The 26,079-nt window shown below is 69.8% G+C and carries 23 protein-coding genes and 1 pseudogene; 9 read left to right on the forward strand and 15 right to left on the reverse strand.

Features of this window, described 5'->3' with window-relative positions; translation table 11 throughout:
- Window position 1: 1 nt before the first annotated feature.
- The 5 genes from H4281_RS03345 to H4281_RS03365 are packed head-to-tail and all read right to left on the reverse strand — an operon-like array spanning window position 2 to window position 4,553.
- Window positions 2–409, reverse strand: coding sequence for a Zn-ribbon domain-containing OB-fold protein (locus H4281_RS03345; protein WP_182889366.1), 408 nt, complete (start codon window positions 407–409; stop codon window positions 2–4).
- Window positions 409–1,635 (reverse strand): thiolase family protein, encoded by a 1,227-nt coding sequence (locus H4281_RS03350; protein WP_220506604.1) that lies wholly within the window; start codon window positions 1,633–1,635, stop codon window positions 409–411. The genes H4281_RS03345 and H4281_RS03350 overlap by 1 nt, the downstream gene beginning before the upstream one ends.
- Window positions 1,632–2,138 carry a MaoC family dehydratase gene (locus H4281_RS03355; RefSeq protein ID WP_182889368.1) on the reverse strand — a complete coding sequence of 169 codons (507 nt, stop codon included), beginning with the start codon at window positions 2,136–2,138 and terminating at the stop codon, window positions 1,632–1,634. Before H4281_RS03355 ends, H4281_RS03350 begins: the two co-directional genes overlap by 4 nt.
- Before the next feature lie 25 nt (window positions 2,139–2,163).
- Window positions 2,164–3,315 carry an acyl-CoA dehydrogenase family protein gene (locus H4281_RS03360; protein WP_182889369.1) on the reverse strand — a complete coding sequence of 384 codons (1,152 nt, stop codon included), beginning with the start codon at window positions 3,313–3,315 and terminating at the stop codon, window positions 2,164–2,166.
- A 32-nt stretch (window positions 3,316–3,347) separates the two neighbouring features.
- Window positions 3,348–4,553 (reverse strand): CaiB/BaiF CoA transferase family protein, encoded by a 1,206-nt coding sequence (locus tag H4281_RS03365; RefSeq protein WP_182889370.1) that lies wholly within the window; start codon window positions 4,551–4,553, stop codon window positions 3,348–3,350.
- 177 nt (window positions 4,554–4,730) lie between these two features.
- Between H4281_RS03365 and H4281_RS03370 the strand changes: the two genes are divergently transcribed.
- Complete coding sequence (locus tag H4281_RS03370; protein ID WP_182889371.1) at window positions 4,731–6,077, forward strand: MFS transporter; 1,347 nt, start codon at window positions 4,731–4,733, stop codon at window positions 6,075–6,077.
- 360 nt (window positions 6,078–6,437) lie between these two features.
- Window positions 6,438–7,559, forward strand: a pseudogene (locus tag H4281_RS45410) (beta-propeller fold lactonase family protein); the annotation flags it as partial.
- 225 nt (window positions 7,560–7,784) lie between these two features.
- Here the strand turns inward: H4281_RS45410 and H4281_RS45140 are convergent.
- The 3 genes from H4281_RS45140 to H4281_RS03385 are packed head-to-tail and all read right to left on the reverse strand — an operon-like array spanning window position 7,785 to window position 9,289.
- Window positions 7,785–8,195 (reverse strand): VOC family protein, encoded by a 411-nt coding sequence (locus H4281_RS45140; RefSeq protein ID WP_220506724.1) that lies wholly within the window; start codon window positions 8,193–8,195, stop codon window positions 7,785–7,787.
- 47 nt (window positions 8,196–8,242) lie between these two features.
- Complete coding sequence (locus H4281_RS03380) at window positions 8,243–8,998, reverse strand: helix-turn-helix domain-containing protein (RefSeq protein ID WP_237599750.1); 756 nt, start codon at window positions 8,996–8,998, stop codon at window positions 8,243–8,245.
- A 30-nt stretch (window positions 8,999–9,028) separates the two neighbouring features.
- Window positions 9,029–9,289 (reverse strand): hypothetical protein, encoded by a 261-nt coding sequence (locus tag H4281_RS03385; protein WP_182889374.1) that lies wholly within the window; start codon window positions 9,287–9,289, stop codon window positions 9,029–9,031.
- Window positions 9,290–9,500: 211 nt separating this feature from the next.
- On the opposite strand from H4281_RS03385, the gene H4281_RS03390 reads away from it, so the two are divergent.
- Entirely contained in the window at window positions 9,501–10,634 is a 1,134-nt protein-coding gene (locus H4281_RS03390) for a TolB family protein (RefSeq protein ID WP_182889375.1), read from the forward strand.
- A 163-nt stretch (window positions 10,635–10,797) separates the two neighbouring features.
- Here H4281_RS03390 and H4281_RS03395 read toward each other — a convergent pair whose 3' ends face one another.
- Window positions 10,798–11,025 (reverse strand): LuxR C-terminal-related transcriptional regulator, encoded by a 228-nt coding sequence (locus tag H4281_RS03395; RefSeq protein WP_376771809.1) that lies wholly within the window; start codon window positions 11,023–11,025, stop codon window positions 10,798–10,800.
- A 318-nt stretch (window positions 11,026–11,343) separates the two neighbouring features.
- On the opposite strand from H4281_RS03395, the gene H4281_RS03400 reads away from it, so the two are divergent.
- Both H4281_RS03400 and uppS read left to right on the forward strand, forming a co-directional pair.
- Window positions 11,344–11,640, forward strand: a complete 297-nt coding sequence (locus H4281_RS03400) for a DUF1905 domain-containing protein (protein WP_182889376.1) — start codon at window positions 11,344–11,346, stop codon at window positions 11,638–11,640.
- A 239-nt stretch (window positions 11,641–11,879) separates the two neighbouring features.
- On the forward strand, window positions 11,880–12,674 hold the full coding sequence (gene uppS / locus H4281_RS03405; protein WP_312872043.1) for a polyprenyl diphosphate synthase: 795 nt from the start codon (window positions 11,880–11,882) through the stop codon (window positions 12,672–12,674).
- A gap of 151 nt (window positions 12,675–12,825) precedes the next feature.
- Here the strand turns inward: uppS and H4281_RS03410 are convergent, their stop codons facing one another.
- On the reverse strand, window positions 12,826–13,575 hold the full coding sequence (locus tag H4281_RS03410; protein WP_237599747.1) for a M50 family metallopeptidase: 750 nt from the start codon (window positions 13,573–13,575) through the stop codon (window positions 12,826–12,828).
- Window positions 13,576–13,778: 203 nt separating this feature from the next.
- Between H4281_RS03410 and H4281_RS03415 the strand changes: the two genes are divergently transcribed.
- From H4281_RS03415 to H4281_RS03430, 4 genes are all read left to right on the forward strand, one after another.
- The gene (locus H4281_RS03415; RefSeq protein WP_182889377.1) at window positions 13,779–14,564 is read left to right on the forward strand and encodes a zeta toxin family protein; all 786 of its coding nucleotides are present in this window, start codon (window positions 13,779–13,781) and stop codon (window positions 14,562–14,564) included.
- Between the two features lie 174 nt (window positions 14,565–14,738).
- The gene (locus tag H4281_RS03420) at window positions 14,739–15,563 is read left to right on the forward strand and encodes a DUF4097 family beta strand repeat-containing protein (RefSeq protein ID WP_182889378.1); all 825 of its coding nucleotides are present in this window, start codon (window positions 14,739–14,741) and stop codon (window positions 15,561–15,563) included.
- A gap of 29 nt (window positions 15,564–15,592) precedes the next feature.
- Entirely contained in the window at window positions 15,593–18,658 is a 3,066-nt protein-coding gene (locus H4281_RS03425) for an ATP-binding protein (protein WP_182889379.1), read from the forward strand.
- Window positions 18,659–18,740: 82 nt separating this feature from the next.
- The gene (locus H4281_RS03430; protein ID WP_182889380.1) at window positions 18,741–19,955 is read left to right on the forward strand and encodes a cytochrome P450; all 1,215 of its coding nucleotides are present in this window, start codon (window positions 18,741–18,743) and stop codon (window positions 19,953–19,955) included.
- 64 nt (window positions 19,956–20,019) lie between these two features.
- Here the strand turns inward: H4281_RS03430 and H4281_RS03435 are convergent, their stop codons facing one another.
- The 5 genes from H4281_RS03435 to H4281_RS03455 all read right to left on the reverse strand — a co-directional run bounded on the left by H4281_RS03435 (window position 20,020) and on the right by H4281_RS03455 (window position 25,975).
- Complete coding sequence (locus H4281_RS03435) at window positions 20,020–20,619, reverse strand: TetR/AcrR family transcriptional regulator (RefSeq protein WP_182889381.1); 600 nt, start codon at window positions 20,617–20,619, stop codon at window positions 20,020–20,022.
- Between the two features lie 30 nt (window positions 20,620–20,649).
- Window positions 20,650–21,732 carry a hypothetical protein gene (locus H4281_RS03440; RefSeq protein WP_182889382.1) on the reverse strand — a complete coding sequence of 361 codons (1,083 nt, stop codon included), beginning with the start codon at window positions 21,730–21,732 and terminating at the stop codon, window positions 20,650–20,652.
- Complete coding sequence (locus tag H4281_RS03445) at window positions 21,729–23,183, reverse strand: FAD-dependent oxidoreductase (protein ID WP_182889383.1); 1,455 nt, start codon at window positions 23,181–23,183, stop codon at window positions 21,729–21,731. The genes H4281_RS03440 and H4281_RS03445 overlap by 4 nt, the downstream gene beginning before the upstream one ends.
- A gap of 96 nt (window positions 23,184–23,279) precedes the next feature.
- The gene (locus tag H4281_RS03450; RefSeq protein WP_182889384.1) at window positions 23,280–24,485 is read right to left on the reverse strand and encodes a metal-dependent hydrolase family protein; all 1,206 of its coding nucleotides are present in this window, start codon (window positions 24,483–24,485) and stop codon (window positions 23,280–23,282) included.
- The gene (locus tag H4281_RS03455) at window positions 24,482–25,975 is read right to left on the reverse strand and encodes a peptide MFS transporter (RefSeq protein WP_182889385.1); all 1,494 of its coding nucleotides are present in this window, start codon (window positions 25,973–25,975) and stop codon (window positions 24,482–24,484) included. The genes H4281_RS03450 and H4281_RS03455 overlap by 4 nt, the downstream gene beginning before the upstream one ends.
- Window positions 25,976–26,079 lie beyond the last annotated feature (104 nt).

The raw sequence follows: 26,079 nt of genomic DNA on the forward strand, positions 1-26,079 counted from the left end.
GTCATCCCTCCGTTGCCGGGGCGAACACCGGGAGCGTCTGCTCCCCGCGCCGCACGAAGCGGACCTCGACCGGCATGCCGATCTCGATCGCGTCCGGTTCCGCTTCGATCTGGGTAAACAGCCGGTAGCCCTCGGCGAGCTCGACGAACCCGACCGTATAGGGCACGATCGCGGCCCACACCGGCGTCGGACCGCGCATGATCGTGCTGTAGGACCACACTGTGCCGCGCCCCTGGGACTGTTCCCAGCCCAGCGAGCGGGCGGAGCAGTGCGGACAGTACGAGTGCGCGGGCCACACGACCTCGCTGCACGAATCGCAGCGCTGGTAAGTGAGCCGTTCCTCGTCGAGCGCCGCCCAGTACGGTTCGGCGTCCGGCAGCCGGTACGGCTGCGGCCAGTCCTCGCTCATCACGGCCTCCCCGCTTCGTCGCCGGACAACACCAGCACGCCCGCCGCGGCGAGCATTCCGCCCGCCCCCTGCACCAGCACCGTGCGCGGTTTCCGCTTCGGCGCCAGCCCCAGCGCGGTCCCGCGCAACTGCCGGACCGCCTCGACCAGACTGTCCATATTGCACGAGATCCCCGGCTGCCCGAAGGAAAGCCAGCCGCCGTTGGTGTCGGTCGGCAGGTCGCCGTCGACGCCGGTGCGGCCTTCGCGGTACACGTCGATGCCGTGGCCCTTCTTCGCGAAACCCAGGTCCTCCATGATGATCGGACCCATGTGCGCGAAGTTCACCGACAGCTGCAGCATGTCCACATCGGACGGAGTGAGCCCGGACCGGGCGAACGCCTGCCGGGCGGCCTCGACCGTCGCGGTGTGCGTGAGGTTCGGGAACTCGCCCAGTCCGGCGAACCGGCCCGACCGCATGTTCATCCGGTCGGTGAGGTACTCGTGCGTGGTCGCCGAACCGTAACCGCGCACCCACACCGGATCGCGGGCTTCCTTCGCGCGCTCCGGGGAGGTGACTACAAGCGCCCCGCCCGTGCCGCCGCCCCAGGTGGAGCACATCCACCGGCGCAGCGGCGTGGCGACGTACGGCGAGGACAGCACCTTCTCCCGGTCGATCTCGCCGTGTTTGCGCTTCGCCGCGTGCGGATGCCGCGCGCCCCACCGCTGGCTGGCGATGGCGACGTCGGCGAGGTCTTCCTCGGTCAGCCCGTATTCGTGGAAGTACCGGCGCGCGGCCTGCCCGTACAGCGACGGGATGGTCGGCCCGTACGGCACTTCGTACTGCGGGTCCGAATCGGCCTCCGAGCCCATCGCCACCGCGTCCACGAACAGTTCGGTCGCGTCGCTCTGCACGCACAGCACGTACTCCGCCGCACCGGCCGCGATCATCTGCGACGCCACCGCGATGGTGGACGTCAGTCCGGCGCCGTGCAGGGTGATCTCGCTGTTGAGCGTCACCGGCATCTGCAGGTGGGAGATGAAGATGTTGCTCCACTGGGACCGCTTGTCCGCCCACGGCGAGCGCCCGGTGAACACCGCGTCCACCTGGTGTTTGCCGATTCCGGCGTCGGCCAGCGCGGCCATCGTCGCCTCGGTGGCCAGCTGCAGCGGGTCTTTCCGGTCGGCCTTCGACGCGTACGCGTCGCCCATCCCGACGATCGCGGCGACCGGCTCGCCCGCGGTCACTTGCGCTCCGGCTGCTTCTCCGTGGGCAGCGACGCCGCGAGCAGCGCTTCGAGGTCCTCGCGGCGGCGCAGCATCAGCAGGCTCCATTCGCTGCGCTGCACCACGTACCCGTCCTGGTTGAGCGCCTTCATCAGGAACGTGGTGACGCCGTACTTCTCGTCTTTTTCCTTCTTCGCGGTGACTTCGGCGGTCACGTAGATCGTGTCGTCGATCGCGACCGGCTTGAGGTAGCGCAGGTTGTCGATCCCGTAGTTCGCCTGGATCGACGGGCCGAACTGGATCAGCCCGGTCATGATCGAGTACGTCAGCGAGCCCTGCACCAGCCGCTTCCCGAACCGGGTCTGCTCGGCGTAGTGCTTGTTGGAGTGGATCTCGATCCAGTTGCCGGTGAGCGCGCAGTAATTGACGACGTCGGCCTCGGTGATCGTCCGCCCGCCCGAACGGAAGGTCTGGCCGACCTCCAGCTCGTCGCAAGGCATGTCGATCCGGTTGTTGATCCCCATTGATCTTCTCTCCTCAGAACAGGATTCAGGCAGGCAGGCGCATCGACTTCGCGATGATCGTGCGCTGGATCTGGGACGTGCCGCCGCCGATCGTCGACTGGATGCTTTCGCGCAGGTACCGCTCCATGTCGCCCTCGGGAAGGTTCGCGTAGCCGCCGAGGATCTGCATGCCGTCGAGCGCGCACTGCTTCAGGGTTTCCGAGCCATACAGCTTGGCCATCGACGTCTCGCGGGCGGCCGGCAGGTTGTCCGCCTTCATCTGCGCCGCGCGGTAGCACAGCAGCCGAGCCGCATCGACGCGCGTCTGGTTCTCCGCCAGCATGTGCTTGAGCACCTGGAAATCGCGGATCGGCTTGCCGAACTGCGTGCGCTGGTGGGCGTAGCGGTTGGCGTTCTCGACCGCCTCCTGCGCGTTGCCGACGTAGGCCGCCGCGACCGCGCAGCGTTCCAGCTCCAGGTGTTCGGTGATGATCTTCCAGCCCTGGCCGACCTCGCCGAGCAGCGCGTCCGCGGGCACCCGGACCTCGTCGAGGAAGATCTCGGTCGTGCCGGTGGCGTGCCGGGACAGCGTCGGCAGCTTGCGGATGTCCAGGCCCGGGGTGTCGTTCGGGATCAGCAAGACGGACAGGCCGTTGTGCTTGTCGTTCTTGTCGGTGCGGACGAGCATCGCGATGACGGTGTCCTTGGCCGCGGCGCCGCTGCACCACAGCTTCGAGCCGCTGACGATCCAGTCGCCGTTCTCGTCCTGGCGCGCGTGGGTCTTCGTGTTGGCCGCGTCCGACCCCGCGTCCGGCTCGGAGATCGACACGGAGAACCGGATCTCGCCGTCGATGAACGGCTTGACGTAGCGGGCTTTCTGCTCCGCGGTGCCGTACTTGATGATGTTCATCGCGGTGAACGTGGGCACCAGCACCGAGCAGGCGAAGTCGAAGCCGAACTTGCCGAGCCCCTCGGCCATCAGGGAGTAGTCGAAGATGTCCCCGCCCGAGCCGCCCTCCGACTCCGGGATCAGGATGCCGAGCCAGCCCTGCTTCGCGATCTTGGCATACGCCTCGTACGGGTACTGCCGTTCGAAATCGCACTTGCGCACATATTCGACGGTGACCTCGTTGTCCATGAAGTCATTGACGGTTTTCAGCCACTCCGACTGCGCCTCGTCCAGGAAATTCGCGCACATTTTCTCGTACTCCCATCGCGGTTTCCATCAGATTAATGCGACCGGCCCGGAAAGCCAATTGACGATTCCCGAAGCCGGGATTCGGGTTTTCCGAACCCGGCGCGCAGGGCCGCGGCCTCTTCGGCGGAAAAGCCCCAGTCGGCCAGCGCCTCGTCCGCGTGCTCCCCCGGCGCGGCCGGCGGCCGCTGAATCGCTCCCGGCGTTCGGCTGAACCGCGGCGCGGGAGCGGGCTGCACGACGCCGTCGACCTCGACGAACGTGCCGCGAGCCCGCAGATGCGGATGGTCCGGGGCCTCCGCCATCGACAGCACCGGCGCGAGGCACACGTCCTGTCCTTCGGCGAGCGCGCACCAATCGTCGCGCGTCCGGGTGCGGAACACCTCGGCGAAGCGCTTTTTCATTTCCGGCCAATGCCGCCGGTCATGCTGGCCGGGCAGGTCGTCCTCGGCGAGGCCGAGCATCCGCAGGGTGTTGCGCCAGAACCGGGTCTCGTTCGCGGCGAGGCTGATCCAGCCGCCGTCCGCGGTCTCGTAGACCTGGTACCAGGGCGCGCCGGAATCGAGCCGGTTCGTGCCGCGTTCGTCGGTCCAGTAGCCCGCCGCGCGGAACCCGTAGAACGCCGTCATCAGCGACGCCGAACCGTCGACCATCGCCGCGTCCACCACCTGACCCTCGCCTGACCTGCGGCTTTCCAGCAGCGCGGACACCAAGCCGAGAGCCAGGTACAGCGATCCGCCGCCGAAGTCGCCTGTCAGATTCAGCGGGATCACCGGCGGGCCTCCTGCCTCGCCGATCGAGTGCACGACGCCGGTCAGCGACACGTAGTTGACGTCGTGTCCCGCGGCTTTCGCGAGCGGACCGTCCTGGCCCCAGCCGGTCATCCGGCCGTAGACCAGCGCCGGGTTCGCCGCGAGACATTCGTCCGGTCCGAGTCCCAGCTTCTCCGCGACACCGGGACGGAACCCCTCGACCAGCGCATCGGCCTGTCCGACCATCCGCAGCACGGCCGCGACCGCTTCCGGAGCCTTGAGATCCAGCGGCACGCCCCGGCGGCCGCGATGCATCAGGTTGAAGCGCGGTTCGATCGGCGCGCCGCCGTCGTAGCCGGGCGGGCGTTCGATCCGCAGCACCTCGGCGCCGAGATCGGCCAGCAGCATGCAGGCGAACGGCGTCGGCCCGACCCCGCCGAGCTCGACGATCCGTACCCCGGCCAGCGGTCCGGAATGCGTGTCTTCCATCCTCGCGACGCTACGCGCGCGGGCGAGCGAAACCTATTTCGCAAACCCGAAGCCGCACTTCGAGAACTCCGAATTGATTACCCCGAACGTCCTGCTTACGCTACGGCGACCCCGCTCGGGGCCCTATTTCGACCACATTCCCCGGTCCGCCGCACCCCATTCGGAGAGGGGCGTTCAATGACGACGCCGAAATCCCCGTCCGCACCGGAACCCGCCGCCCGCGCCCGCTCCGGCCGTCGCGCCGTCGTGGCGAGCATGGTCGGCACCACCGTCGAGTACTACGACTTCCTGGTCTACGGGGTCGCCGCCTCGCTGGTCTTCGGAAAGCTGTTCTTCCCGCAGGTCGACCCGGCCGCCGGGGTCCTGCTTTCGCTGTCCACCTTCGCGATCGCCTTCGTGATGCGCCCGATCGGCGCGGCCGTCTTCGGCAACCTCGGCGACCGCGTCGGCCGCAAACGCGTCCTGTTCCTGACCATGATGCTGATGGGCGTGGGCACCTTCGCGATCGGACTGCTGCCGACCTACCGCACGATCGGCATCTTCGCGCCCATCCTGCTCGTGCTCTGCCGCTTGGTCCAGGGCCTCGCCCTCGGCGGCGAACAAGCCGGCGGTTTCGTCATGAGCGTGGAAAGCTCCGGCGACCGACGCCGAGGCCTGGCCGGCGCGTTCGTCAATTCCGGCGCGGGCTGGGGCCTGCTCCTGGCGAACCTGCTGTTCCTGGTGCTGAACGAACTCCCCGGCGACGCCTTCCTCGCCTGGGGCTGGCGCATCCCGTTCCTGCTCAGCGCGGTGCTTGTCCTCGTCGGCCTCTACATCCGGGTCAAACTCGACGAAAGCCCCGAGTTCGTCCGCGTGGAAAACGCCCAAGCGGTGAAACGAGTCCCGCTGGCGGACGCGATCAAGCGCGGCTGGCGTCCGATGATCCTGGTGATGCTGTGCTGCCTCGGCACGCACGTCAATTTCTATGTGGTGACGGTGTATTCGCTGACCTACGGCACTTCGGTGCTGCACCAGCCGAAGACCACGCTGCTGTCGATGCTGCTCATCGTGACCGCGATGTACATGGTCACCACGCCGCTGTTCGGATTGCTGTCCGACCGCTTCGGCCGCAAACAGGTCTTCGTGGTCTCGGCGATCGCTCTGGTGCTGACCCCGTTCGCGTTCTACCCGCTGCTGGGCAGCGGCAGCTACCTGCCGATGGTCGCCGGTTTCGTGCTGCTGTTCATGGCGGTCAGCGCGAACTCCGCCGCCGAGCCGACCTTCTTCGCGCTGTCCTTCCCGCCTTCGATCCGGTACAGCGGGCTCGCGGTGTCCTACGGCCTGGGCGCGGTGCTCGGCGGCTCGTTCGCCCCGCTGATCTCCGCCGCCCTGTTCAAGTCGAGCGGCAGCTGGACGACCGTCGCGATCTACAACGGCGGTGCGGCGCTGATTTCCGTTGTGGCCGGGTTGGCGCTGCGGGAACTTCCCCGGCTGAGCACCACCACGTCGGCGGCACAGTCCGATTCCGCCCCGCAGGCCGTTTGAGCGGTCCAGGGGGCCTGACTGTCCGGGAAGCTGGACAGTCAGGCCCCCTGGACCGGCCTAGATTGCGACTGCGGGCAATCTGGTCTGGCGGAAGGGAAACCGACGATGGTGACGGACAAGGCCCAGTCAGCACGACGTAAGCGCACATCCGCCGCCCTGGCCGCCGCTGGATGTGTCACGGCGCTCCTGCTGGGGCCGACGGCACCGCAGTCGCGAGCGGACACCCCACTCCCCCCTCGGCATTACCTCCTGGTCGGCGGGTTCGCCTCGCCCGGGATCAGTTCGGTCAGCGTCACCCGGGACGGCGCGCTGACCACCGTGCCCGGATCCCCCTTCGCCGCGGGCCTCGGCTCGCTGGGCATGGCGATCACGCCCGACGCGCAGAAGGTGTATTCCGTCGACAGCGGATCGGGCGCCATCATCGGCTACCGCATCGGCTCGGACGGCACGTTGACCCCGATCGACGGCGGCATCGTCCTCGTGGGTCTCCCAGTCGTCGGGGCGGCCGTCACTCCGGACGGCTCCCGGCTCTTCGTCACGTTGGGAGGCGGCACGACCAGCCTTGGATCAGTACGCTCGTATGCGATCTCGCCGTCGGGCACGCTCAGCCGGACCGGCGCTCCCGACGCACCGATCGACAGCCCGATCAGCCAGATCGCGATAGCGCCGGACGCCAGCCACCTCATCGTCACGAACTACCTCGCGAACAGCGTGACGTCCTTCGCGATCGCCCCGGACGCGACGCTGGCCCAGGTCGGCACACCGGCACCCGCCGGGAACAAGCCGGTCATCCCCGCGTTCACGCCGGACGGCAAATACCTTTACGTCAGCAACGAAGGCAGCGGTGACCTCTCGGCCTACGCGGTCGGCCGGGACGGTTCGCTGACGGCGGTCCCCGGATCGCCGTATCCCAGCGGCGGAACCACGCACGGTGCCGTCAGCACGCCGGACTCGCACCGGCTCTACGTGCCCAACACCACCGCCAACACGGTAACCGGCTGGAGCATCAGCACCGGTGGCCGGCTGACTCCGCTGCCCGGTTCGCCGTATCAGATGCCGGTCATGCCGGGCCGGGTCACGCTCAGCGCGGACGGCAAGCACCTGTTCGTCATCCAGGCGATCGCGGTGAACAACCCGACGCTGCACAGTCAGGTGTACAGCTATCTGCTGCAGCCGGACGGCCAGCCAGTCCCCAGCGGCCTCCCGCCCGCCGACACCGGCCTCGTCTGGCACGACGGTTCGAACGCGTTCCTCACCCCGAACCAAGGCCCGCTGGCCGCACTGGCCGAAACCGGGTCCACGTTCGGCGCAACCCGCGGATTCTCCGCGGCGGCTTCCTCCGACCCGGACGGAACGGTGGCCCAGTACGCCTGGGATTTCGGCGACGGCCAGCGGCTGCTGACCACCACACCCGACGTCTCGCACACGTACGCCAAGCCCGGAACCTGGACCGTTACGGTGACCGTCACCGATGACGAAGGTTGTTCCACCAGCTTGATTTACGAGGGCACGTCGGTCGCTTGCGGCGGCGGCCCGCGCGCGGGCACGAACGACGATCACGACGTAGCGATCGGAAGTCCGCTGAAGCGGGGTCGAAACCACATCGGTTCCGGCCCCGCCCCTTCTCGGTCCCAGAGCGTCACTCGCTTCTCGACGATTGGCCAGGCCCGGTGCGGGCAAAGCGAATCCGCCCGCCCGCACCCGCCGTCATTCCGGCGTGCCGGGCATCGCCGAAGCGTCGAACGAAAGCAGCTCCCAGCTGTGGCCGTCCGGGTCGTCCACCGCACGGTTGTAGAGCCAGCCCATGTCCTGCGGCGGACGCGGTTCGGACCCGCCCGCTTTGACGGCGGCGTCGGCCAGCCGGTCGACCTCCTCCTTCGACTCCGCGGGCAACGCGAGGATCGACTCGATCGCACCGGAGGCGACCGGCCGCGAGGTGAACTGGCTGAACTGCTCGTGCGTCATGATCTGCACGGCCACCGTCTCGCCGAGGGCGACCTGCGCGGAAGTCTCGTCGGTGAACTGCGGGTTGACCACACCGCCCAGCGCCACGTAGAACGCCGTGCTCGCGTCCAGGTCGGCGACCGGCAGGTTGACATAGATCTGCGTGAAAGCCATCGGTGCTCCTCGGTTCTGGCAGCCGGTCGTTCCGGCTGACTGAGAACCTACGGAGCGACCTCGGCGTCAGTCTTGTACAGGAGCGACACCACCTCGCCGGCGTCCGGACGACGCAGCTGCGTCGCCGTCCGGCCGACGAACCGGGTCAGCGACCGCGCCAGATGCGGCTGATCGTGATACCCGACCAGATGCACGACCTCGGTCGCGGCCACGCCCTGGCGCAGCAGCATCGTGGCCTGCCGGGCCCGCTCGATCTGCCGGATCATGCTCTGCGTCAGGCCCGTGGCCGCGGCGACCCGGCGCTGCACCGAGCGCGGGGTGACCAGCACCGGCCGCTCCCCGGCGAGGACGTCGGCAACCAGCGGGTCCCGCACCAGCAGCCCCGCCCGGACCAGGCGGTCCACGAACGTCTCCGCGTTCTCGTACGTGGGGATCTCCCACTCGGTGTTTTGCAGCACGAACGAGCGCGGCGTCGTGAACGGGCTCGACACGGTGCCGTCCACCAGGCCGCCCACCGGCAGATTCCGCAGGAAGGCGCCGTGCCGGAAGATCACGCCGAAGGCGCTGCCCAGCCCCTCGCCCAACGAAACCACGGTGGGCCGCGTTTCGGGACCGCGGACCGACACGGCGGTCACCCCGGCCGACGCCCACACCAGCAGTTCCCAGTTCGAGTTCACGACCGACACCATGCGTTCCGGCACGGAGCCGCCATGCGGCCCCACCCGATACACGCCCTCGACATAGGGCGAGTCCGACACCCGGTACTCCAGCCCTGGAATCCCCTCAACCCGGTCGAGCGACACGCCCGGCATCGTAGCGCGCAGCCTGCGCGGTCAGCTCGCGACGAGCATCCGCAGGAAGAACGAGCCGGGGCAGAACGCGGCCATGACGACGAACGAACACCCCAGCATGCCCCGGCTGGTCTTCTCCACCGGATACGACTCCCCCAGCGCGCCGGGATTGACGCACACCGGCAAGGCTTGGCGGACCGGCAGGGGCCGGGTCTTGCTCCAGACCGTCTTCCCTTCACGAGGGACAGACCGGCGCGCCTGCCAGCGCTCGGACTCCGGCGAAGGCCGTGCGGTTTCCTCCATGCCTCCTGGCGCTGCGCGATCTCCATCGCGGCGAATGGATCCTGCGGTGTCCATGGCATGAGTCGCGGACCGTGCTGTCGAGGACGGAGCGGGCACGTTCGCGCCGACCTGGAACCGTGTCGGTACGCGGCGCGGTCCCGGAGCAACCTGATCCGCGGCGGTCGGCATTTCCGCCGTCACCGGACCGCGCCGATCTGACGATGATCGTTTCATGTCATGCCGCCAGACCGCCGTCCTGCTGGGCGCCCTCGCTGTTCTCGTCGCCGGGTGTTCGTCGTCGCCCGAGATCGCCCCGCCGGTGGTCGGCGGATCGCTGGTGGTGGCCGGCAAGGACAAGGCGGGGCAGCCCGCGGTGTGGCGGGTGACCGAAGGCGCCGCGACGCCGTTGCTGACCGGGAACACGGCGCCGAAGCTGCCCGCCGTGGCGCTGTCACCGGACGGTCGCACGCTCGCCTACGTCAACGGCTCCGGCCGGATCGTGCTGCACGATGTCGGCGCCGGCACGGAGATCGTCGCCCAAGCCTCGGTGACCGGTGCGCTGTGCGCGTCCTGGGCGCCCGACAGCGCGCACGTCGCGTTCACCTCCGAACAAGGGGTCTACACAGCCGACCGCAAGGGCGCCGTGGCTGGCCTCGTCACCCGGCCCAGCGGCAACTACCGCGACACCGGACCCGGCTCCTCGGGCCAGTACCGGGAAGTCGTGTCCGGGATGACGTGCGCCCGCTGGACCGACCCGGACACGGTGATCCTCAGCCGCTACAACGGCGATCTGCCTTCGGCGATCCCGTCCGCCGGCGGCGGCCTCGCGCCGAACACGACAGTCGTCGGCCACGTCGCCGCGGGCACTGTCCAGGACCTTCCCGAGGAGGAGAACCTCCTGCACGCCTGCCAGGGGCACGTGCTGCTGCACCGGTCGCCCGATCCGATCGTGACCGGCCCGACGCTCCTCGCGGACGCCTCCGATCTGTCGCACACCACCGAAGTGCCGCTGGGTGCCGGCGACGTCGCGTGGTTCTTCCAGCCGGGAACCTGCGCGCTCGTGGTCGTTTCGTACCCCGGCGACGAGGACAGCTACGACTACACCGTCAAGCTGTTCGACCCGGTCACCGGGCAGCAACGCAACTCCCGGACATTGCCGATGGCGCTGGGCGGCGACAGCGGCATCCGCGAACCCGCCGGCAGCAACTCGTTCGTCCCGTCACCGGTGCCAGGCGCGCTCGCCGCGGCCTACGCGGACGACAACACGCACGAGCTGGTCGTCGCGGACCTGACCACCGGCGGTGCCCGCCGGCTGGACGGGCCGTGGAGCGAGGCCACGAAGGTGCTCGGCTGGACCGCCAAGTAGGACTCGGCGTTCCTGCCGCGGCGTGCCGTGCGGGACACGACCATCGGGCCGGAAAAGGTCCGCGACACTGACCGGGCTGGCCGCGCCCCGCCGGGTCAGCGGAAGAACAAGTCCACGAGCTGACATGCCGAGCGGCGCTGCAGCTGAAAAAGGCGCCGTTGTTCTACGCCAGGGGACGGTCGGCGGCGACCAGCCCTGCCCGGTAGGCGAGCACCACCGCCCGCACCGGGTCGCGCAGGTCGAGTTTGGTCAGGATCCAGGAGACATAGGTCTTCTCGGTTTCCGTGGTGATGCTGAGCTTCTCGGCGATCTCCGCGTGCGACAGGCCTGCGGCGATCTCGCCGAGCACTTCGAGTTCGCGGCGGGCGAGGGTTTGCCGGACGCGGTCCAAGGCCGCGCCTCCGCGCCCAACGCGCCATCGCCGCGGCGCCCGCCGACGTCGCGGTGCGGATCATCCGCGATCTGGCTTTCGAGTACCGCAAGGCGTTCGCCGGCATCCGTTACGGCCGGTACGTCGTGGTCGGTTTCTTCACCGCGGATCACGTGAAGCTCTGGCAGGGAAGCTCGGCGAAGGAATCCTGCGTCGGCACGTTCGGGTCGTGCCGTTCTGGGCCCCGGAGGAAGGCCCTCGCTCGCCTGGCTGGCAATCGGGCGGTTGATCGCTGCTCCGCTCCCGGAAACTGTCGGTGCCGCGTGCGAAGCTGATCGCGTGGAAGTGCACTTCGACGCAGAACTGTGGATCTGGGACGCACGGCGGACCGAGACCTGGACCTTCGTGAGCCTGCCTTCCGACATCTCGGACGAAATCCGCGAGCTGGGCGGACCGCGCCGGGGGTTCGGATCGCTGCGCGTGCAGGCCCGGGTCGGCGCCACCATCTGGCGGACCTCGATCTTCCCGGACAGCAAGCGCGGCTACGTGCTGCCGGTCAAACGCGCGGTGCGCAAAGCCGAGAAGCTCGATCCCGGCGACGTCGCCCGGGTGACCGTCACGATCCTCGAACTCTGACCCCAGCGAAGCCGGTCCGCCCGCGACTCGTCAGACCGGGCACGGTTCCCAGCTCGCCGTCCGAACATCGCAAGTCTCCCTTATTCGCGCGGAAACAGCGGATTTCGCACGCACGGCGCAAAACACGGAGACGACAGGCCGCCTTTCGAACATTTCCGGAGAATTCAAACACCGCCCGCAGCAGGGAAACGAGGTCGGATAGGCTCGCCGGGAACCCGCGTGACACAACGGCGAACGGAGTGCACATCGTGCTGCTGCCCGGCCCGGTCCAGCGAATCATCTACGGCGTTTACACGCACCGGCTGCGAAAGCAGCTCGTGGGCGCCGAATTGCCGGGGCACATCGGGATCATCATGGACGGCAACCGCCGCTGGGCACGGCAGATGGGCATGGCCGATCTCAGCATCGGTCACAAACGGGGTGCCGAGCACGTCGAAACCGTGCTGTCCTGGTGCGAACGCGCGGGCGTGCAGCACGTGACGATCTACCTGTGCTCGACAGAGAACCTCGCACGCCGCGACGACGCCGAAGTGTCCTATTTGATGCACCTGATCGAGCAAGTCATCACCGACAAGCTCGCGCAGCCCGACGCCGGCTGGCAGGTCCACGTCGCGGGCAGCCTCGACGCCCTGCCGGACACCACCGCGCACGCACTGAAGAACGCGGTCGAAGTCACCCGCGACTGCGACACCGGCTACCACATCACGCTGGCCATCGGCTACGGCGGCCGCCAGGAGGTCGTCGACGCGCTGCGCTCGCTGCTCACCGAACACGCCGCCGCCGGGACGCTGGACGAACTCGCCGACACCATCACCATGGAAGACGTGTCCCGGCACCTCTACACCGCCGGGCAACCCGACCCCGACCTGGTCATCCGCACCAGCGGGGAACAACGCCTCTCCAACTTCCTGGTCTGGCAGAGCGCTTACTCCGAACTGTACTTCTGCGACACCTTCTGGCCCGCCTTCCGCGAGGTCGACTTTCTCCGGGCGCTGCGCAGTTACGCGCGACGGAACCGCCGCTACGGCCGCTGACCGTCGACGGCGGAGGGTCGCGTTCGACGGTCAGGCAGAGAGGCAGCTCGGCCGCCGGGAACGCTTTCGACGGTCGCCCTCACTGCGGGGCCAGCTCCTTCGAGGTCTTCGGGAGAAGATGCCCGCCGATTTTGCCGCCCGCTCGCGGTGTTCAGGCGTCCGGCCAGAGCATCGGCACCGCGGTCCAAGCCGTCCAGCCGATCAGCGCGGCCCAGCCCAGGATCCACGCGAACGCCGGGATTCCGCTCGCTTCGGCGAGCCCGGCGGCGTCGTCTTCGAGGCTGTAGTAACCGTGGCGGACCCGGGCGACCACGAGCGCCGCGACGCCGCCGAGTTCACTGGTCAGCAGCAGCCACGCTTCCAGGTAGGCGACGGTGTTCTGCAGCCAGCCCGGCGCCCACTTCAGCGTCGCGAACGCGGCCGCGCCCAGCGTCACCACGATCGCGAGGGTGAGCAGGTCCCGGGTCGCGAGCAGCACGAGAGCCATCGCCAGCACGGTCAGCGCGAGCACCGCCGGAGCTAGCCCCCGGTGCAGCAATGCGGCCGCCCCGAGCCCGGCCAGCGGCGGCGTCGCGTATCCGGCGGCCAGGGTCAGCACCCGCGACCAGCGCGACGTGCTCCAGGTGTGGGCGAGCCCGGTTTCGGCGCTGGTGACCTCGATCTGGAACACGCCGCCGCCGGTCACGATGCTCAGCAGCGCGTGGCCGCCCTCGTGCACGACGGTGCTCAGGACGTTGGCCCGGCTCAGCGACCGCCACCGCGCGGGACCGGCGAGCATCAGCGCGAACGTCGCCGCCGACACCGCGACCGCGAATCCGCCTGCCGCCAGCACCAGCCCGAGGCTGGGCGGGGCGAGCTGTTCGTTGAGGACGCTGAACACACCGCCGCTTGCGAGCCTCACCGGACCGCTCCCGCGGCGAAACCGGAGTGCTCGTCGAGCCCCAGATGGTCGCCACGGCGGAACACCTCTGCCGCGGCCTCCTGCTTCACCCACGCTGCGGGCATCGTCGGTTCTCCTCCCCCGAGGAACAACGGGCCCCCCTACGATCACACAGGGGTACGACAATTTCGTACCCCCGACAGGTCGCCGGTATCGTCGGGTTGGTGGACGAAACGTCCTGGCCGGCCATGATCTGGCTCGGCGGCGCACCCGGATCCGGCAAATCGACCATCGCGTGGATGCTCAGCAGGCAGCTCGACCTCCCGCTCCACCCGGTCGACCTGTGGACCTACGACCACCGCGAACGGCTGCCCCCAGCGACCGCGACACTCGACGACGAACTCGCCCAAGGCCCGGAGCACGCCGCCGCCGCGTTCGTCGCCACTGCGCACGCTCGGCTGCCGCTCGTGATCGCCGACGTCCGCGCCCGGGCCACCGAACCCGTGCCCGTCCTCGTCGAAGGGCCGCAACTCCTGCCCTCGATGGCCGATCCCCTGCCGACGGGCAACGCGGTGTTTCTCCTTCCCACGCCAGAACGGACACGGGCGGCGCGTGCCTCCCGGCCGGACGCGGATCCGCAGCGCCTCGAACGCCTCGTCGCTCGCGACACCGTCATCGCCGGGCTGATCCGCAGCCAGGCCACCGACACCGGCCATCTCGTCATCGAAGTGCCCGAAAACCCGGACTGGCCAGCGACTTACGATGCCGTGCAGGCCGCCCTCGCATCCGCGGTCACTGCCCGCCTCCCCGCTGGGCGCGAACTCGCCGCGCAGCGCGCGTTCGAGAACGACACCGCCGCCCGTCAAGGACGGCTCTGGGCCTCGGCCACCAATCGCGACGTGCTCCCCGGCAGCACCACGGTTCCCTACCGATGGGCCTGCGAATGCGGAGCAAGCGGCTGCATCGACCGCAGCCCCCTCGGCACTCCGCCGCCCCGCCCGCCCCGGTGAAACTGTCGCGCCCATTGCCGAAGCTCTCGCCGATCGACACCGCGACAAGCTGTCCCGCTGACACCGGCACTGACACGGGCGCCTTCCCCTGCGTCTGAGCCGTGACAGAGGCGTGTCCGCCGGGCAGGCGAATGTGGTCACAACGAACCGCCAAGCCAGCTAGGGAGACCGGAAATGTCCACGTTCACCACCCCCAACCCCATCACCGCCGCGCTGACCACCGCCGGCGCTCGCGTCCGGATCACCGCGGGCGAGCGAGCCGAGACCGTCGTTCGGGTGCTGCCCGTCGACGCGGCGAACTCGACCGACGTGAAGGTCGCGGAGAAGACCAAGGTCGAGTTCGCCGACGGCGTCCTCGCGGTCAAGACGACCAAGTCCGGCCGCCAGACCGGCTCGGTCGACATCGCGATCGACCTGCCCGCCGGGTCGAAGCTGGTCCTGAACACGGCCTGGACCGAGGTGCGGGCGGACGGCGCCCTCGGCGACTGCGAGGTCAACATCGGTTCGGGCGAGGTCCGGCTCGACCGGGTCGCCGCACTGCGCGCCAACCTCGGCGCGGGCGGGCTCGCGGTCGGGCACGTCGCCGGCGACGCGGTCGTCGAGGGCAGCGCGGCGGGCCTGCGGATCGGCGAGGCCGACGGCGAGATCCGCTACCAGGGCACCAGCGGCAAGGTCTGGATCGGCCACGCCCGGTCCGACGTCGACCTCGGCGGGTCCAACGGCAGCTTCGAGATCGGCACCGCGGACGGTAGTGTCGTCGCCAAGGCGGCCGACTGCCCGATCCGGATCGGGCGGGTCACGCGCGGCCAGGTGGAGCTGTCGAACGCGGCCGGCGGGATCGAGGTCGGCGTCAGCGCGGGCACCGCCGCCGACGTGGACGCGAAGAGCACGAAGGGCGCCGTGCGCAACACCCTCGGCACACCGGAGAGCCCGCGCGACACGATCAAGGTCCACGCCCGCACGCGGCTCGACGACATCGTCGTCCATTCCGCTGCCTGACCACCCGATCGGATGGCAGGATCGGACGGGTGCAGATCAAGATCCTCGGCCCGTTCGAGGTCCGCGACGGCGAGGCAGCCGAGGTGCCGGGCGCTCGGTTGCGCGGCCTGCTCGTCGCCCTCGCGCTCCGGCCGGGCCAGGTCGTCCCGAAGGCGTCGCTGATCGACTGGATCTGGGGCGAGCAGCCGCCCGCCGACGCCGCGAACGCCTTGCAACGCCTGGTTTCCCGGCTGCGCAAGGCGCTCCCGGGCGCAGTGGTCGAAGGGCTGACCGACGGCTACCGGCTGGCGATCGACCCGGACGCCGTCGACGCGGTGCGCTTCGAACGGTTAGCCGCCCAGGCCCGGGACCACGGGTCCGGGCGACTGCGCGAGGCACTGGAGCTGTGGCGCGGTCCGGCGATGCAGGACGTCGGCTTGCAGGACAGCGACGCGTTCGACGCGGCGGCCACGCGGCTGGAAGCCCTGCGGCTGGCGGCGATGGAGGATCGGTTCGAAGCCGAGCTCGACCTCGGCCGCGGCGCGGATCTCGTCGCGGAACTGACCGACCTGGTGGCCGCGCACCCGGTGCGGGAGCGGCTCGTCGCCGCGTTGATGCGCGCGCTCGCCGCCGCGGGCCGCAACACCGAGGCGTTGCAAGCGTTCCAGCGCATCAGGGAAACACTGGCCGACGAACTGGGCGCCGACCCCTCGCCCGAACTGTCCGCGTTGCACGTCGCGTTGCTGCGCGGCGAGGTGGGGCGGCGCGAGGAAAGCCGCAAGACCAATCTGCGCGCCGAGTTCACCAGCTACGTCGGGAAAGAAGCCGACGTAGCCGCGGTCCGCGACCTGGTGTCGCGGCATCGGCTCACCACCCTCACCGGGCCCGGCGGATCGGGAAAGACCCGGCTGGCGACGGAAACCGCCCGCACGTTGGTCGGCGACCTGCACCACGGCGCCTGGCTGGTCGAACTCGCCGCCGTCGGGAGCGGGGACGACGTCGCGCAGGCCACGCTGTCCGGGCTCGGCCTCCGCGACGCGCTGCTCGGCGAAGCGTCCTCCGCGGATCCGGTGGACCGGCTGGTCTCCGCGATCCGCGACCGCGAAACGTTGCTGGTGCTCGACAACTGCGAGCACGTCATCGAGTCCGCGGCCGCTCTCGCGCACCGGCTGCTCGGCGAGTGCCGCGGATTGCGGATCCTCGCGACGAGCCGGGAACCGCTGGGAATCACCGGCGAGGCGTTGTGGCCGGTCGAGCCGCTCGCGCGCGCCGAGGCCGTCCAGCTGCTGCGCGACCGGGCGACGACGCGGAACCAGGACCTCGCCGACGACCGGACGCTGGCCCGCATCTGCACCGCGCTCGACGGGATGCCGCTCGCGATCGAGCTGGCCGCCGTCCGGCTCCGCACGATGTCCGCCGAGCAGCTCGCGGACCGCCTCGACGACCGGTTCCGGCTGCTGACCGGCGGCAGCCGGACCGCTCTCCCCCGGCACCGGACGCTGCGCGCGATGGTCGACTGGAGCTGGGAACTGCTCAGCGACGGCGAACGGCTCGTGCTGAGCAGGCTGTCGGTGTTCGCCGGCGGCGCGAGCCTGGAGGCGGCGGAACGGGTCTGCGCGGGAGAGCTGGTCGACGAGTACGAGGTGCTGGACCTGCTCACCGCGCTCAGCGACAAGTCCCTGCTCGTCGCGTTCGGCGAAGGCGCGCCGCGGTACCGGATGCTCGGCACGATCAAGGAGTACAGCGCCGCACGCCTCGCCGAGGCCGGGGAGACCGAGCCGGCCCGGCAAGCGCATCTCGCGTACTTCACGGAGCTGGCCGAAACCGCGGAACCGCGCCTGCGCCGCGGCGAGCAGCTGGAGTGGCTCACCGTTCTCAAGGCAGAGAACGACAATCTCGTCTCGGCGATGCGCGGCGCGCTCGCGTCCGGCGACGCGCACGCGGCGATGCGGCTCGCGGCCGCCTGCGGCTGGTACTGGTGGCTCGTGGGCCGCAAGGCCGAGGGCATGGAGCTGATCACCGCCGCGATCGCGATTCCCGGCGAGGTCCCCGACGAGACCAGGGCGATCGTGTACGCCCTGACCTCGATGTTCGTCACGTCCGGGCCCGGCGACATGCCGGAAGCCGCGCAGTGGATCCACAAGGCGTACGAGTTCGGCAAGCACGGGAGGCACCGCCATGCGGCGTTGCGTCTGGTGGTGCCGCTGGAAATGATGCTGCGCGACACGGACGCGCTGCTGCCCGCGTGGGAGTCGCTGCTGGACGACGAGGATCCGTGGGTGCGAGCGTTGTCCCGGCTGCACATCGGCAAGCTGCGGATGATGCTCGGCCAGGACTGCGAATCCTGGTTCGACGAATCTCTGGTCGAGTTCCGGGTGCTCGGCGAACGGTTCGGCATCTCGTTCGCGCAGACCGAACTGGCCGGCTGTCTGGCCATGCGCGGCGAATTCGCCGAGGCCAGCGAGCATTTCGACCAGGCGATCGCCGTCGTCGCAGAACTGGACGCCCTCGACGACGTCGTCCAGCTGCGCATGCGGCAGGCACGACTGCACTGGCTCGCGGGAGACAAGGACGCCTGCGCCGCCGCGGTCGCCGAAGCGGAAAGACTCGCGGAAGGCGTCACCTGGCCCGGGACCCTGGCGTCGCTCGCGCTCGTCCGGGCAGAACTGGCCCGGTGGAACGGCGACGAGCAAGACGCCTTCGGCCAGTTCGGCCACGCGATGAGCCTGCTCGGCGACGAAGCGCGGCAACCACATCTGCGAGCCGCGGCCCACGACCTGCACGCCTGGTTCGCCGCCGACCTCGACGAGGCACGCGAACACCGTGCCGCGGCCTGCGACGCGGCGGCGGAAACCGGACGGGCTCCCGAGATCGCCCAAGCGGTCGTCGGAGTCGCTGACCTGGCACTGCGGCGCGCGCAGTACGACCACGCCGCACGGCTGCTGGCCGCCAGCGCGCAGGTGCTCGGCCGAAAAGACCTGGCGAACCCGGACGTAACGCGAATCGAGCAGGAGGCGCGCGACCGCCTCGGGGACGCCGCGTTCGACCAAGCCGCTCAGGAAGGCGCCGCGGGCGTGTGGACCGAGCTGGTGGCGGTGCCGCTGACGCGGGCCTGATCCCGTGTCAGCGCCGTGACGGCTCGGTGTCTGGCCTCTCGGAGATCGTGGTGACATCAAGCCACCACGAGAGGATTTCCCGATGAGCCAGCAGCTTTCCCCGGTCAACGGCCTGCCGATGGACCGCGACGCCGGCCCGTTCGACCCGCCGTCGGCGATCACCGCGCTGCGCGAGACCCGCCCGGTCAGCCCGATGCTCTTCCCGGACGGCCACGAGGGCTGGCTGGTCACCGGGTACGACGCGGTCCGCCACGTCATGTCCGACGCCCGGTTCAGCAGCCGCCAGGACATCGGCGTGGTCCACGTGCCGTACGAGACGCCGGGCATGCCGGTCGCCACCGAACCGTCGCCGCAGATCCCCGGCCTGTTCATCAGCATGGACGCCCCCGACCACACCCGGCTGCGGCGCAAGCTCACCGGCGCGTTCACCGTCAAGCGGATGAAGCAGCTCGAAGACGGCATCATCGCGATCACCGAACAGCGACTGGACGCGGTCGCGCAGCTCGCGCCGCCGATCGATCTCGTGCGGGAGTTCGCGCTTCCGGTGCCGTCGCTGGTGATCTGCGAACTGCTCGGGGTTCCCTACGCCGACCGCGAAACCTTCCAGGCGAACTCGTCGAAGTTCATGGAACGCGACGTCAACCTCGAAGACAAAATGGCCGCGTTCGGCGCCATGATGGGCTACCTCGGCCAGCTGTGCACGGACAAGCGTGCCGAGCCGGGCGAGGACATCCTCTCCGACCTCGCCCGCGACGAGGACCTCAGCATCGAAGAACTGACCGGCATGGCGTTCCTGCTGTTGCTGGCCGGGCACGAGACCACCGCCAACATGCTGTCGCTGGGCGCCTTCGCGCTGCTTGAACACCCGACCCAACTGGCCGAACTGCGCGCCGACCCGACACTGTTCGCCAACGCGGTGGAAGAGCTGATGCGCTACCTGTCGGTGGCCGACATCTTCTACCGCTACGCGACGGAGGACGTCGAACTCGGCGGCGAGACGATCCCGGCCGGTTCGACTGTGGTGGTTTCGCTGCTCGCGGCCAACCGCGATCCGGGCCGCTTCGAGAACCCTGATGTGCTTGACGTGCACCGCAAGGTTCGCGGGCAGGTCGCGTTCGGGCATGGGATTCATCAGTGCCTGGGACAGCAGCTGGCGCGGATCGAGATGCGGGCCGGGTTCGAGGGGCTGCTGCGCCGTTTCCCGGACTTGCGGCTGGCGGTTCCGGCCGCGGAGGTGCCGTTGCGGACCAACATGAACATCTACGGGGTGCACGAGCTTCCGATCACCTGGTCCTGAGCGTCCGCTCAAGAACTCCAGGCGGAAAGACGAGGACCGGGCGTCCTTCGCGGACTCCCGGGAATCAGCCCCGCAGTGCCGGGCCGATCCAGCGGCGAACCATCTCTCGCAGTTCGTCGTCGGTCGCCGGCGGCGTCGACGGGTACTGCAGGAACGACATGAACAGCCGCATCAGGATTTCGGCGAGTTCCTCGAGTTCAGCGTCGGTGCGCACCCCGGCGGCGAACCAGTCGACCTCGGTGTCGCGCAGGATTCGCGCGCCGAGGGAAAAGGACGGCGGCGTGGCGGTCCCGGCCGTGAAGTAGTCGGCTTCCCCGGCCCGCAGGAGCAAACCGAGATAGGGCTCGTCGGGCAGGCTGCGGACGGCGAACACGACGGACTCGACGGCGACCTCGACCGGGCTGTCGAACGCGGACAGGTGCCGCCGCATCCGTTCGGCGAACTCCTCGGCGCCCGCGTGGGCGACGGCACGCAGGATTTCGGCCAGGCTGGGGAAGTAGCGGTAGACGGTCTGCCGGGTGACTCCGGCTTCGGCGGCGATGTGGGAGAGGTTGGTCTTGGCCAGCCCGGCGCGGTCGATGCACGCGATCGCCGCCTGCACGATCCGGCGGCGTGCCTCGTCTTCGGCGCCGGGCGGGTCGCCCTGCCATCCGTGGTACCCCATGGCGCTCATCGTTCCAGACGAGACCGCAGGTCACCGACGGGCGGGGCGCGCGGCGGCCACCAGCGAACCGGCGGCGATGAAGCACGCGAGCGCGTACGGTCCGCTCCCGATCGGGGACCCGTCGCTGGTGACGCCGTCCCGGGCGCCGAGGTAGGCGGGCAGCGCGCCGATCCAGCACACCGCCATGCCGCCCAGGTAGATCGCGGGGTAGTACCGGCCGAAAGCCGACGGCGGCTCGCCGGTGCCGCGTTCGCCGGAGCGCAGCTGTGCGACGACGATCCACGCGCCGGCGAGCCACACCAAGCCCAGTTCCGCGCCGAGTATCCAGGCTTGCGCGACCTGGTTGGGATGGTCGCCGCCGAACAGGCTCGCCGGGAGCCCGGCGACCGCCATGGTGAACGGGGTGAGGACGCCCGCCGCGAGAATGCGCGGAACCAGCCGCCGGCCCCGGTGCGGCCGGCCGCCGGTGAAGCGCACCACGAGGTAGGTCATGGCCGCCATCGACACCGAGGCGAACAGCAGCATGCTGGTCATCGGAACCGAGGCGAGCGCAGGCTGGTTGACGACCTGGTTGGCCGGGTTCCAGGCCCACCACTTCAGTTGCGGGCCCACCTGGTCGAAGACCTCGTAGAAGACCTGGCAGGCGAACGCGACGGCGACGGCTCCGGTCAGCGGGCCGCGGCGGCGGAAAACCCCCAGCGACCGCACGAGTTCGTACGCGAGCTGGCTGATCACCGGATAGAACGCCACGATGTAGAGCGGCAGCCGGTCCCCCATGAACTGCACGGTGAACCGGTTGTGCGCGAAGATGAATCCGTACAGCCGGTCGAGGCCGAACCATTCGGGGAAGTACGGCGGCGGTTCGGTGACGACGAGATAGACCAGCGAGGCCCACCACAGCGCCAGGTTGACCGGGTCGCCCGCGCGATAGCGGCGCACGGCGTGCCAGAGCGCGAACACGGCGCCGCCGACGATCAGCACCTCCAGCAGCGGCATCGTCCAGTGCGCGAGGTCCCACGGCGCGCGGACCGAGACCACCGGGCTGGCGTCGTGGCAGTCGAAACCGAGCCGCCGGGAGACGTCCTCCGCCTCCGGTCCGCAGCCGGCGCTCATCCGGCGACCGCGGGCGGCGAGTAGTCGGTGGCCGGCGGCTCGGCCTGGGGATCGAAGCCGAAGGGCACCCGGTGCCTGCCCAGCATGGAGCGGACGCAGTAGCGGGCGAGCCCGGCGAGCACGCGCGGGGTGCGCATCATGTCGCCCAGCGACTCGTCGAGGTTGAAGACCTTCGCGAAATGCTCGTCGACGACGTCGTCCTCCCGGGCGGCGCCGACGATCAGGCTGAACGCGGGAGCGGAGACGGCCGCCAGCAGGCGACGTTGCCACCCGGGCAGCCGTTCGGTGCCCTCCGCGCACTCGTAACCCCGGTCCCGGGCCATCGCCAGAGTCCAGGGCACCTTGAGCAAGTCGCGTTGCGCGGCAAGGAATCGAGCGCCGAAGCTCGCGTCGAGATCGCGCGCGCGGGCCAGGTGTTCGCGAAGCAGCAGCGCCGAACTCGACGCGGAACTGATGCCTTGGGCGTAGAACGGATTGAACGCGCAGATCGAGTCGCCGACGAACGCCAGGCCGCGCGGCGGGCTCGGCCAGCGGTCGTAGCGCCGCCACCGGTTGCCGGTGGACCGGGTCAGGTGCACCTCCGAGGACGGCGTGCACCGGTCCATCGCGGCGGCGAACAGCGGCGTCCGCGTCCGGCGTGCCGATGCGACGAAGTCCTCGGCCGTCCGCGGCATCTCCCGGCCCCACGAACCCATGCAGGCGATGACCCGGTCGCCCTCGATCGGGAAGAAGTTCACCAGGAACTCGTGCTCCGCGGGGTGCTCGCCGCGGTCCTGGGTCGGCATGAGCACCAGGTGCTGCCACCACCAGGACGCCGGACGGCGTGCGGGAAGTTCGTACCAGCGCGAGGTGTAGGTGACCTTGGCGTCGAGGGTCCGCACTTCCGGCTCCGGCCAGCCCGCCGCCACCAGCCAGTTCGCGACGGGCGAGCCGCGGCCCATCGCGTCCACGACGAAGTCGGCGTCGAGATGCTCCTCTCCCCCGGGCGCGGCGATTTCCACGCCGGTGACCGCCCCGGCCGCAGTGGCAAGGCCACGCACCGCCACGCGCTCCCGGAGGTCCACATTAGACAGTGCACGCACCTTGTCCCGCAGCACGCGCTCGATGAGGACGCGCGAGCTGTAGACCATCGTCATCGCACTGCGTTTGCGCGCCGACCAGCCCTCGCGGTCCAGGTAGGCGGCGTCCATCGAGGGCATCAGGTGCAGCCCGCCCGCCGCGACGAGGTCGTCCTCGAAACCGGGGAAGAGCGCGGTGATCGCCCGGCGGCCCGAGTTCAGCAGAAAATGCGGGTGCTTGCTCTGCGGCACCCCGCGCCGGTGCTCGGCCTCCTCCGGCAGCTCGTCGCGCTCCAGCACGAGCACCTGATCGAAATACGGGGACAGCGCCCCGGCGGCACACAGGCCCGCGACGCTTCCGCCGAGGACGACAGCGGTCTTGCCGAGATTCATCCGAACCAGCTCCGCTCGTCATTCATACAACTTTCGAGACAATGTATGAATGGCGGCCCGGTGTGTCAATCGGCCCGGTCGGCGACCAGCCCGGGGTTACCCGCGGTCGGCCGCGTGCACCAGCCGTCCGTCCTGGTACACCGCGAGGACCCGCTTGCCCAGATCCCGCACGTCGAGAGGATCGCCGTCGACGACGACGAGATCCGCGCGCTTGCCGGGAGCCAGCGAGCCCAGCGACGAGCCGAGGCCCATCAGGTTCGCCGCGGACAGTGTCGCGGCGTGCAAGGCGTCGGCCGGACGCATGCCCTGTTCGACGAGGAGCTCCAGCTCCAGCAGGTTCTCCCCGTGCGGGTACAGCGGCGCGTCGGTGCCCATCGCGATCGGGACGCCTGCCTCGACCGCGCGCCGGACGCTGCTCTCGGTGCGTTCCTTGATCTTCTCGACGATGTGCTCGGGATACCCGGCTCCGGCTTCGACCGCTTGCCGCAGACCGACTCCGGCGCTGAGGGTCGGGACCAGCCAGGTGCCGCGCGCGGCCATCATCTCGAGTGTCTCGTCGTCCAGGAAATGGCCGTGTTCGATGGAGCGGACTCCGTTGCGGACGGCCGCCTTCGCGCCGTCGCCGTGGGCGTGGGCCATCACGGGCAGTCCCGCCGCCGCGGCCTCGTTCACCATCATGGCGATCTCGTCGTCGCGGAAGTGCGCGATCTTCGGCCCGGCGCCGCCGGACACGACGCCGCCGCTGGTCGCGGCTTTGATGACGTCGGCGCCCGCGCGGACCAGTTCCCGGACCTTGCGACGGATCTCCTCCGGGCCGTCCACCACCACGGGCGGGCGGCCCGGGTGCGGCGGCAGCAGGTCCACCACGCACGTCGAGGGCCACCACGGGTCGCCGTGCCCGCCCGTCTGGCTCAGCATGTTCAGCGAGATCTGCATACGGGGCCCGGCGATCAGGCCGCGCTCCTGCGCCACGCGCATCCCGAGGTCGGCGCCCGCGGCGTCCCGGACGGTCGTGACGCCCGCGGCCAGCGTCCGCGCCATGTTCCGCGCGCCTTCGTAGAACTGGAGCGAAAACGGCTGTTGCACGCTCTCGAAGAGATCCGAACTGGTCATCGTGACGTGCACGTGGCAGTCGATCAGGCCGGGCAGCACTCCCCTGCCGGCGCAGTCGACTTCCTCGTCTCCGTCGAGGCCGGTTCCGACTTCGACGATCCGGCCGTCTTCCACCGCTACGTCCGCCGGGTCCGCGCACCGGGACTCCGCGTCGAACAGAGTTCCGCCCCGGAAAACGACCCGCTTCACCGGCTCACCGCCGCCTGGTTGCGGTCCATTGTGGACCCCCTTTTCGTCGCTTGCCGCCGGATGAGCGGAGCCAGTGCGAACAAAAGCAAAGCCAGCACGACCGCGCCCGCGCCGAGCGCGCCGAAGTAGCCTGCCGCCGAACGGGCGTCGTAGAACTTCACCAGCTGGGCGCCGATGCCTTGCCCGGCCGCGTTCGACGACAGCCACAACCCCATCGTCTGCGTCGCGAACGCCGCGGGCGCCAGCCTCGTCGTCGCGGACAGCCCGATCGGCGAGAGGCACATCTCGCCGACGGTGACCACCGCGAGGCTGCCGGCCAGCCACAGCGGGTTGGCCTGCCCCGGATGCGCCGCGGGCACCACCATCAGCAGGTACGACAGACCGGCGATCGCCAGTCCCGCGGCGAATTTGTGCGCGGTCGAAGGCGAACGGGGCGAGCGGTCCAGCCGCAGCCACAGCATCGCGAACAGCGGAGTCAGCACGATCAGCACCAGCGAGCCGACCGACTGGAACCACGACGCCGGGATCGCGAACCCGAACGCGTCGAGATCGGTGCTTTCGCCCGCGTACTGCGCGATGACCGTCGCGCCCTGTTCCTGGATGCACCAGAACGCGACCGCCGCGACGAACATCGGAATGTAGGCGCGCACCCTGGCGCGCTCGGCCCGGGTGGTGCGCGAACTGCGCAGCATGACCGTGAAGTAGCCGATGGGAAGCGCGATCGCCAGCACGCTGATGAGGTTGACCGCGCCGTCGGCGTCGAGGATTCCGGTGCTGACCGTCAGCACCGCCAACACGGCCAGAACAGCGATTCCGGCGACGGCCGCGACAAGCCGCGCCCGCGGGATCTCGGCCGGCCGCAACGGGTTCTTCGGGCGATTGCCCACCGGGTTGAGGCGCCGCCGCGACCGGAGATAGACCAGCAGGCCGGCCGCCATTCCCGCCGCGGCGATCCCGAAACCGGCGTGGTAGTCGTAATCCTGGCCCACAGTGCCGACGACCAGCGGGGCGGCCACCGCTCCGACGCTGATGCCCATGTAGTAGATGCTGAACCCGGAGTCGCGCCGCGGATCGTCGGCCGGGTACAGATCGCCGACAGAGGACGAAATCGCCGGTTTCAGCAGTCCCGTTCCGACGGCGATGAAGACCATCGAGGCGAACAGCGCTCCGGCGCCCGCCGGGACGGCCAGGCAGATGTGCCCGCACATGATCAGGAACCCGCCGACGAGAGTGGTCCTGCGATCGCCGAGCAGCCGGTCGCTGATCCAGCCGCCGAGGATCGCCGCCAGGTAGATGGCCGAACCGTAGACCGCGATCAGCGGCTTCGCGCTCTCCGGGCGGAGGCCGAGGCCGCCGTCGGAGAGCCGGTCGGTCATGTAGTAAAGCAGCAGCGCGCGCATGCCGTAGTAGGAGAACCGCTCCCACGCCTCGGCGAAGAACAGCCCCACCAGGCCGCGGGGCTGACCGAAGAACGCCCGTTCTTTCCCCATGCCCACCGCACCTTCCGCGTCGACCGCCGCTCCGATGGGAGCAGACGGTACATCTGCCAGATGCGCCAATCAATAGCCGATTCGTCGGCCTGGTATTACCTGAG

Source organism: Amycolatopsis dendrobii (assembly GCF_014145675.1).
In the GTDB taxonomy this organism is placed as follows: domain Bacteria; phylum Actinomycetota; class Actinomycetes; order Mycobacteriales; family Pseudonocardiaceae; genus Amycolatopsis; species Amycolatopsis dendrobii.

Bases quoted from the DNA above. Each gene is read 5' to 3' on its own strand.
- H4281_RS45140 (WP_220506724.1), bottom strand. From the start codon at position 8,195: ATGGCTTTCACGCAGATCTATGTCAACCTGCCGGTCGCCGACCTGGAC.
- H4281_RS03345 (WP_182889366.1), bottom strand. From the start codon at position 409: ATGAGCGAGGACTGGCCGCAGCCGTACCGGCTGCCGGACGCCGAACCG.
- H4281_RS03440 (WP_182889382.1), bottom strand. From the start codon at position 21,732: ATGAGCGCCGGCTGCGGACCGGAGGCGGAGGACGTCTCCCGGCGGCTC.
- H4281_RS03435 (WP_182889381.1), bottom strand. From the start codon at position 20,619: ATGGGGTACCACGGATGGCAGGGCGACCCGCCCGGCGCCGAAGACGAG.
- H4281_RS03430 (WP_182889380.1), top strand. From the start codon at position 18,741: ATGAGCCAGCAGCTTTCCCCGGTCAACGGCCTGCCGATGGACCGCGAC.
- H4281_RS03360 (WP_182889369.1), bottom strand. From the start codon at position 3,315: ATGTGCGCGAATTTCCTGGACGAGGCGCAGTCGGAGTGGCTGAAAACC.
- H4281_RS03365 (WP_182889370.1), bottom strand. From the start codon at position 4,553: ATGGAAGACACGCATTCCGGACCGCTGGCCGGGGTACGGATCGTCGAG.
- H4281_RS03445 (WP_182889383.1), bottom strand. From the start codon at position 23,183: ATGAATCTCGGCAAGACCGCTGTCGTCCTCGGCGGAAGCGTCGCGGGC.
- H4281_RS03455 (WP_182889385.1), bottom strand. From the start codon at position 25,975: ATGGGGAAAGAACGGGCGTTCTTCGGTCAGCCCCGCGGCCTGGTGGGG.
- H4281_RS03420 (WP_182889378.1), top strand. From the start codon at position 14,739: ATGTCCACGTTCACCACCCCCAACCCCATCACCGCCGCGCTGACCACC.
- H4281_RS03390 (WP_182889375.1), top strand. From the start codon at position 9,501: ATGTCATGCCGCCAGACCGCCGTCCTGCTGGGCGCCCTCGCTGTTCTC.
- H4281_RS03355 (WP_182889368.1), bottom strand. From the start codon at position 2,138: ATGGGGATCAACAACCGGATCGACATGCCTTGCGACGAGCTGGAGGTC.
- H4281_RS03370 (WP_182889371.1), top strand. From the start codon at position 4,731: ATGACGACGCCGAAATCCCCGTCCGCACCGGAACCCGCCGCCCGCGCC.
- H4281_RS03385 (WP_182889374.1), bottom strand. From the start codon at position 9,289: ATGGAGGAAACCGCACGGCCTTCGCCGGAGTCCGAGCGCTGGCAGGCG.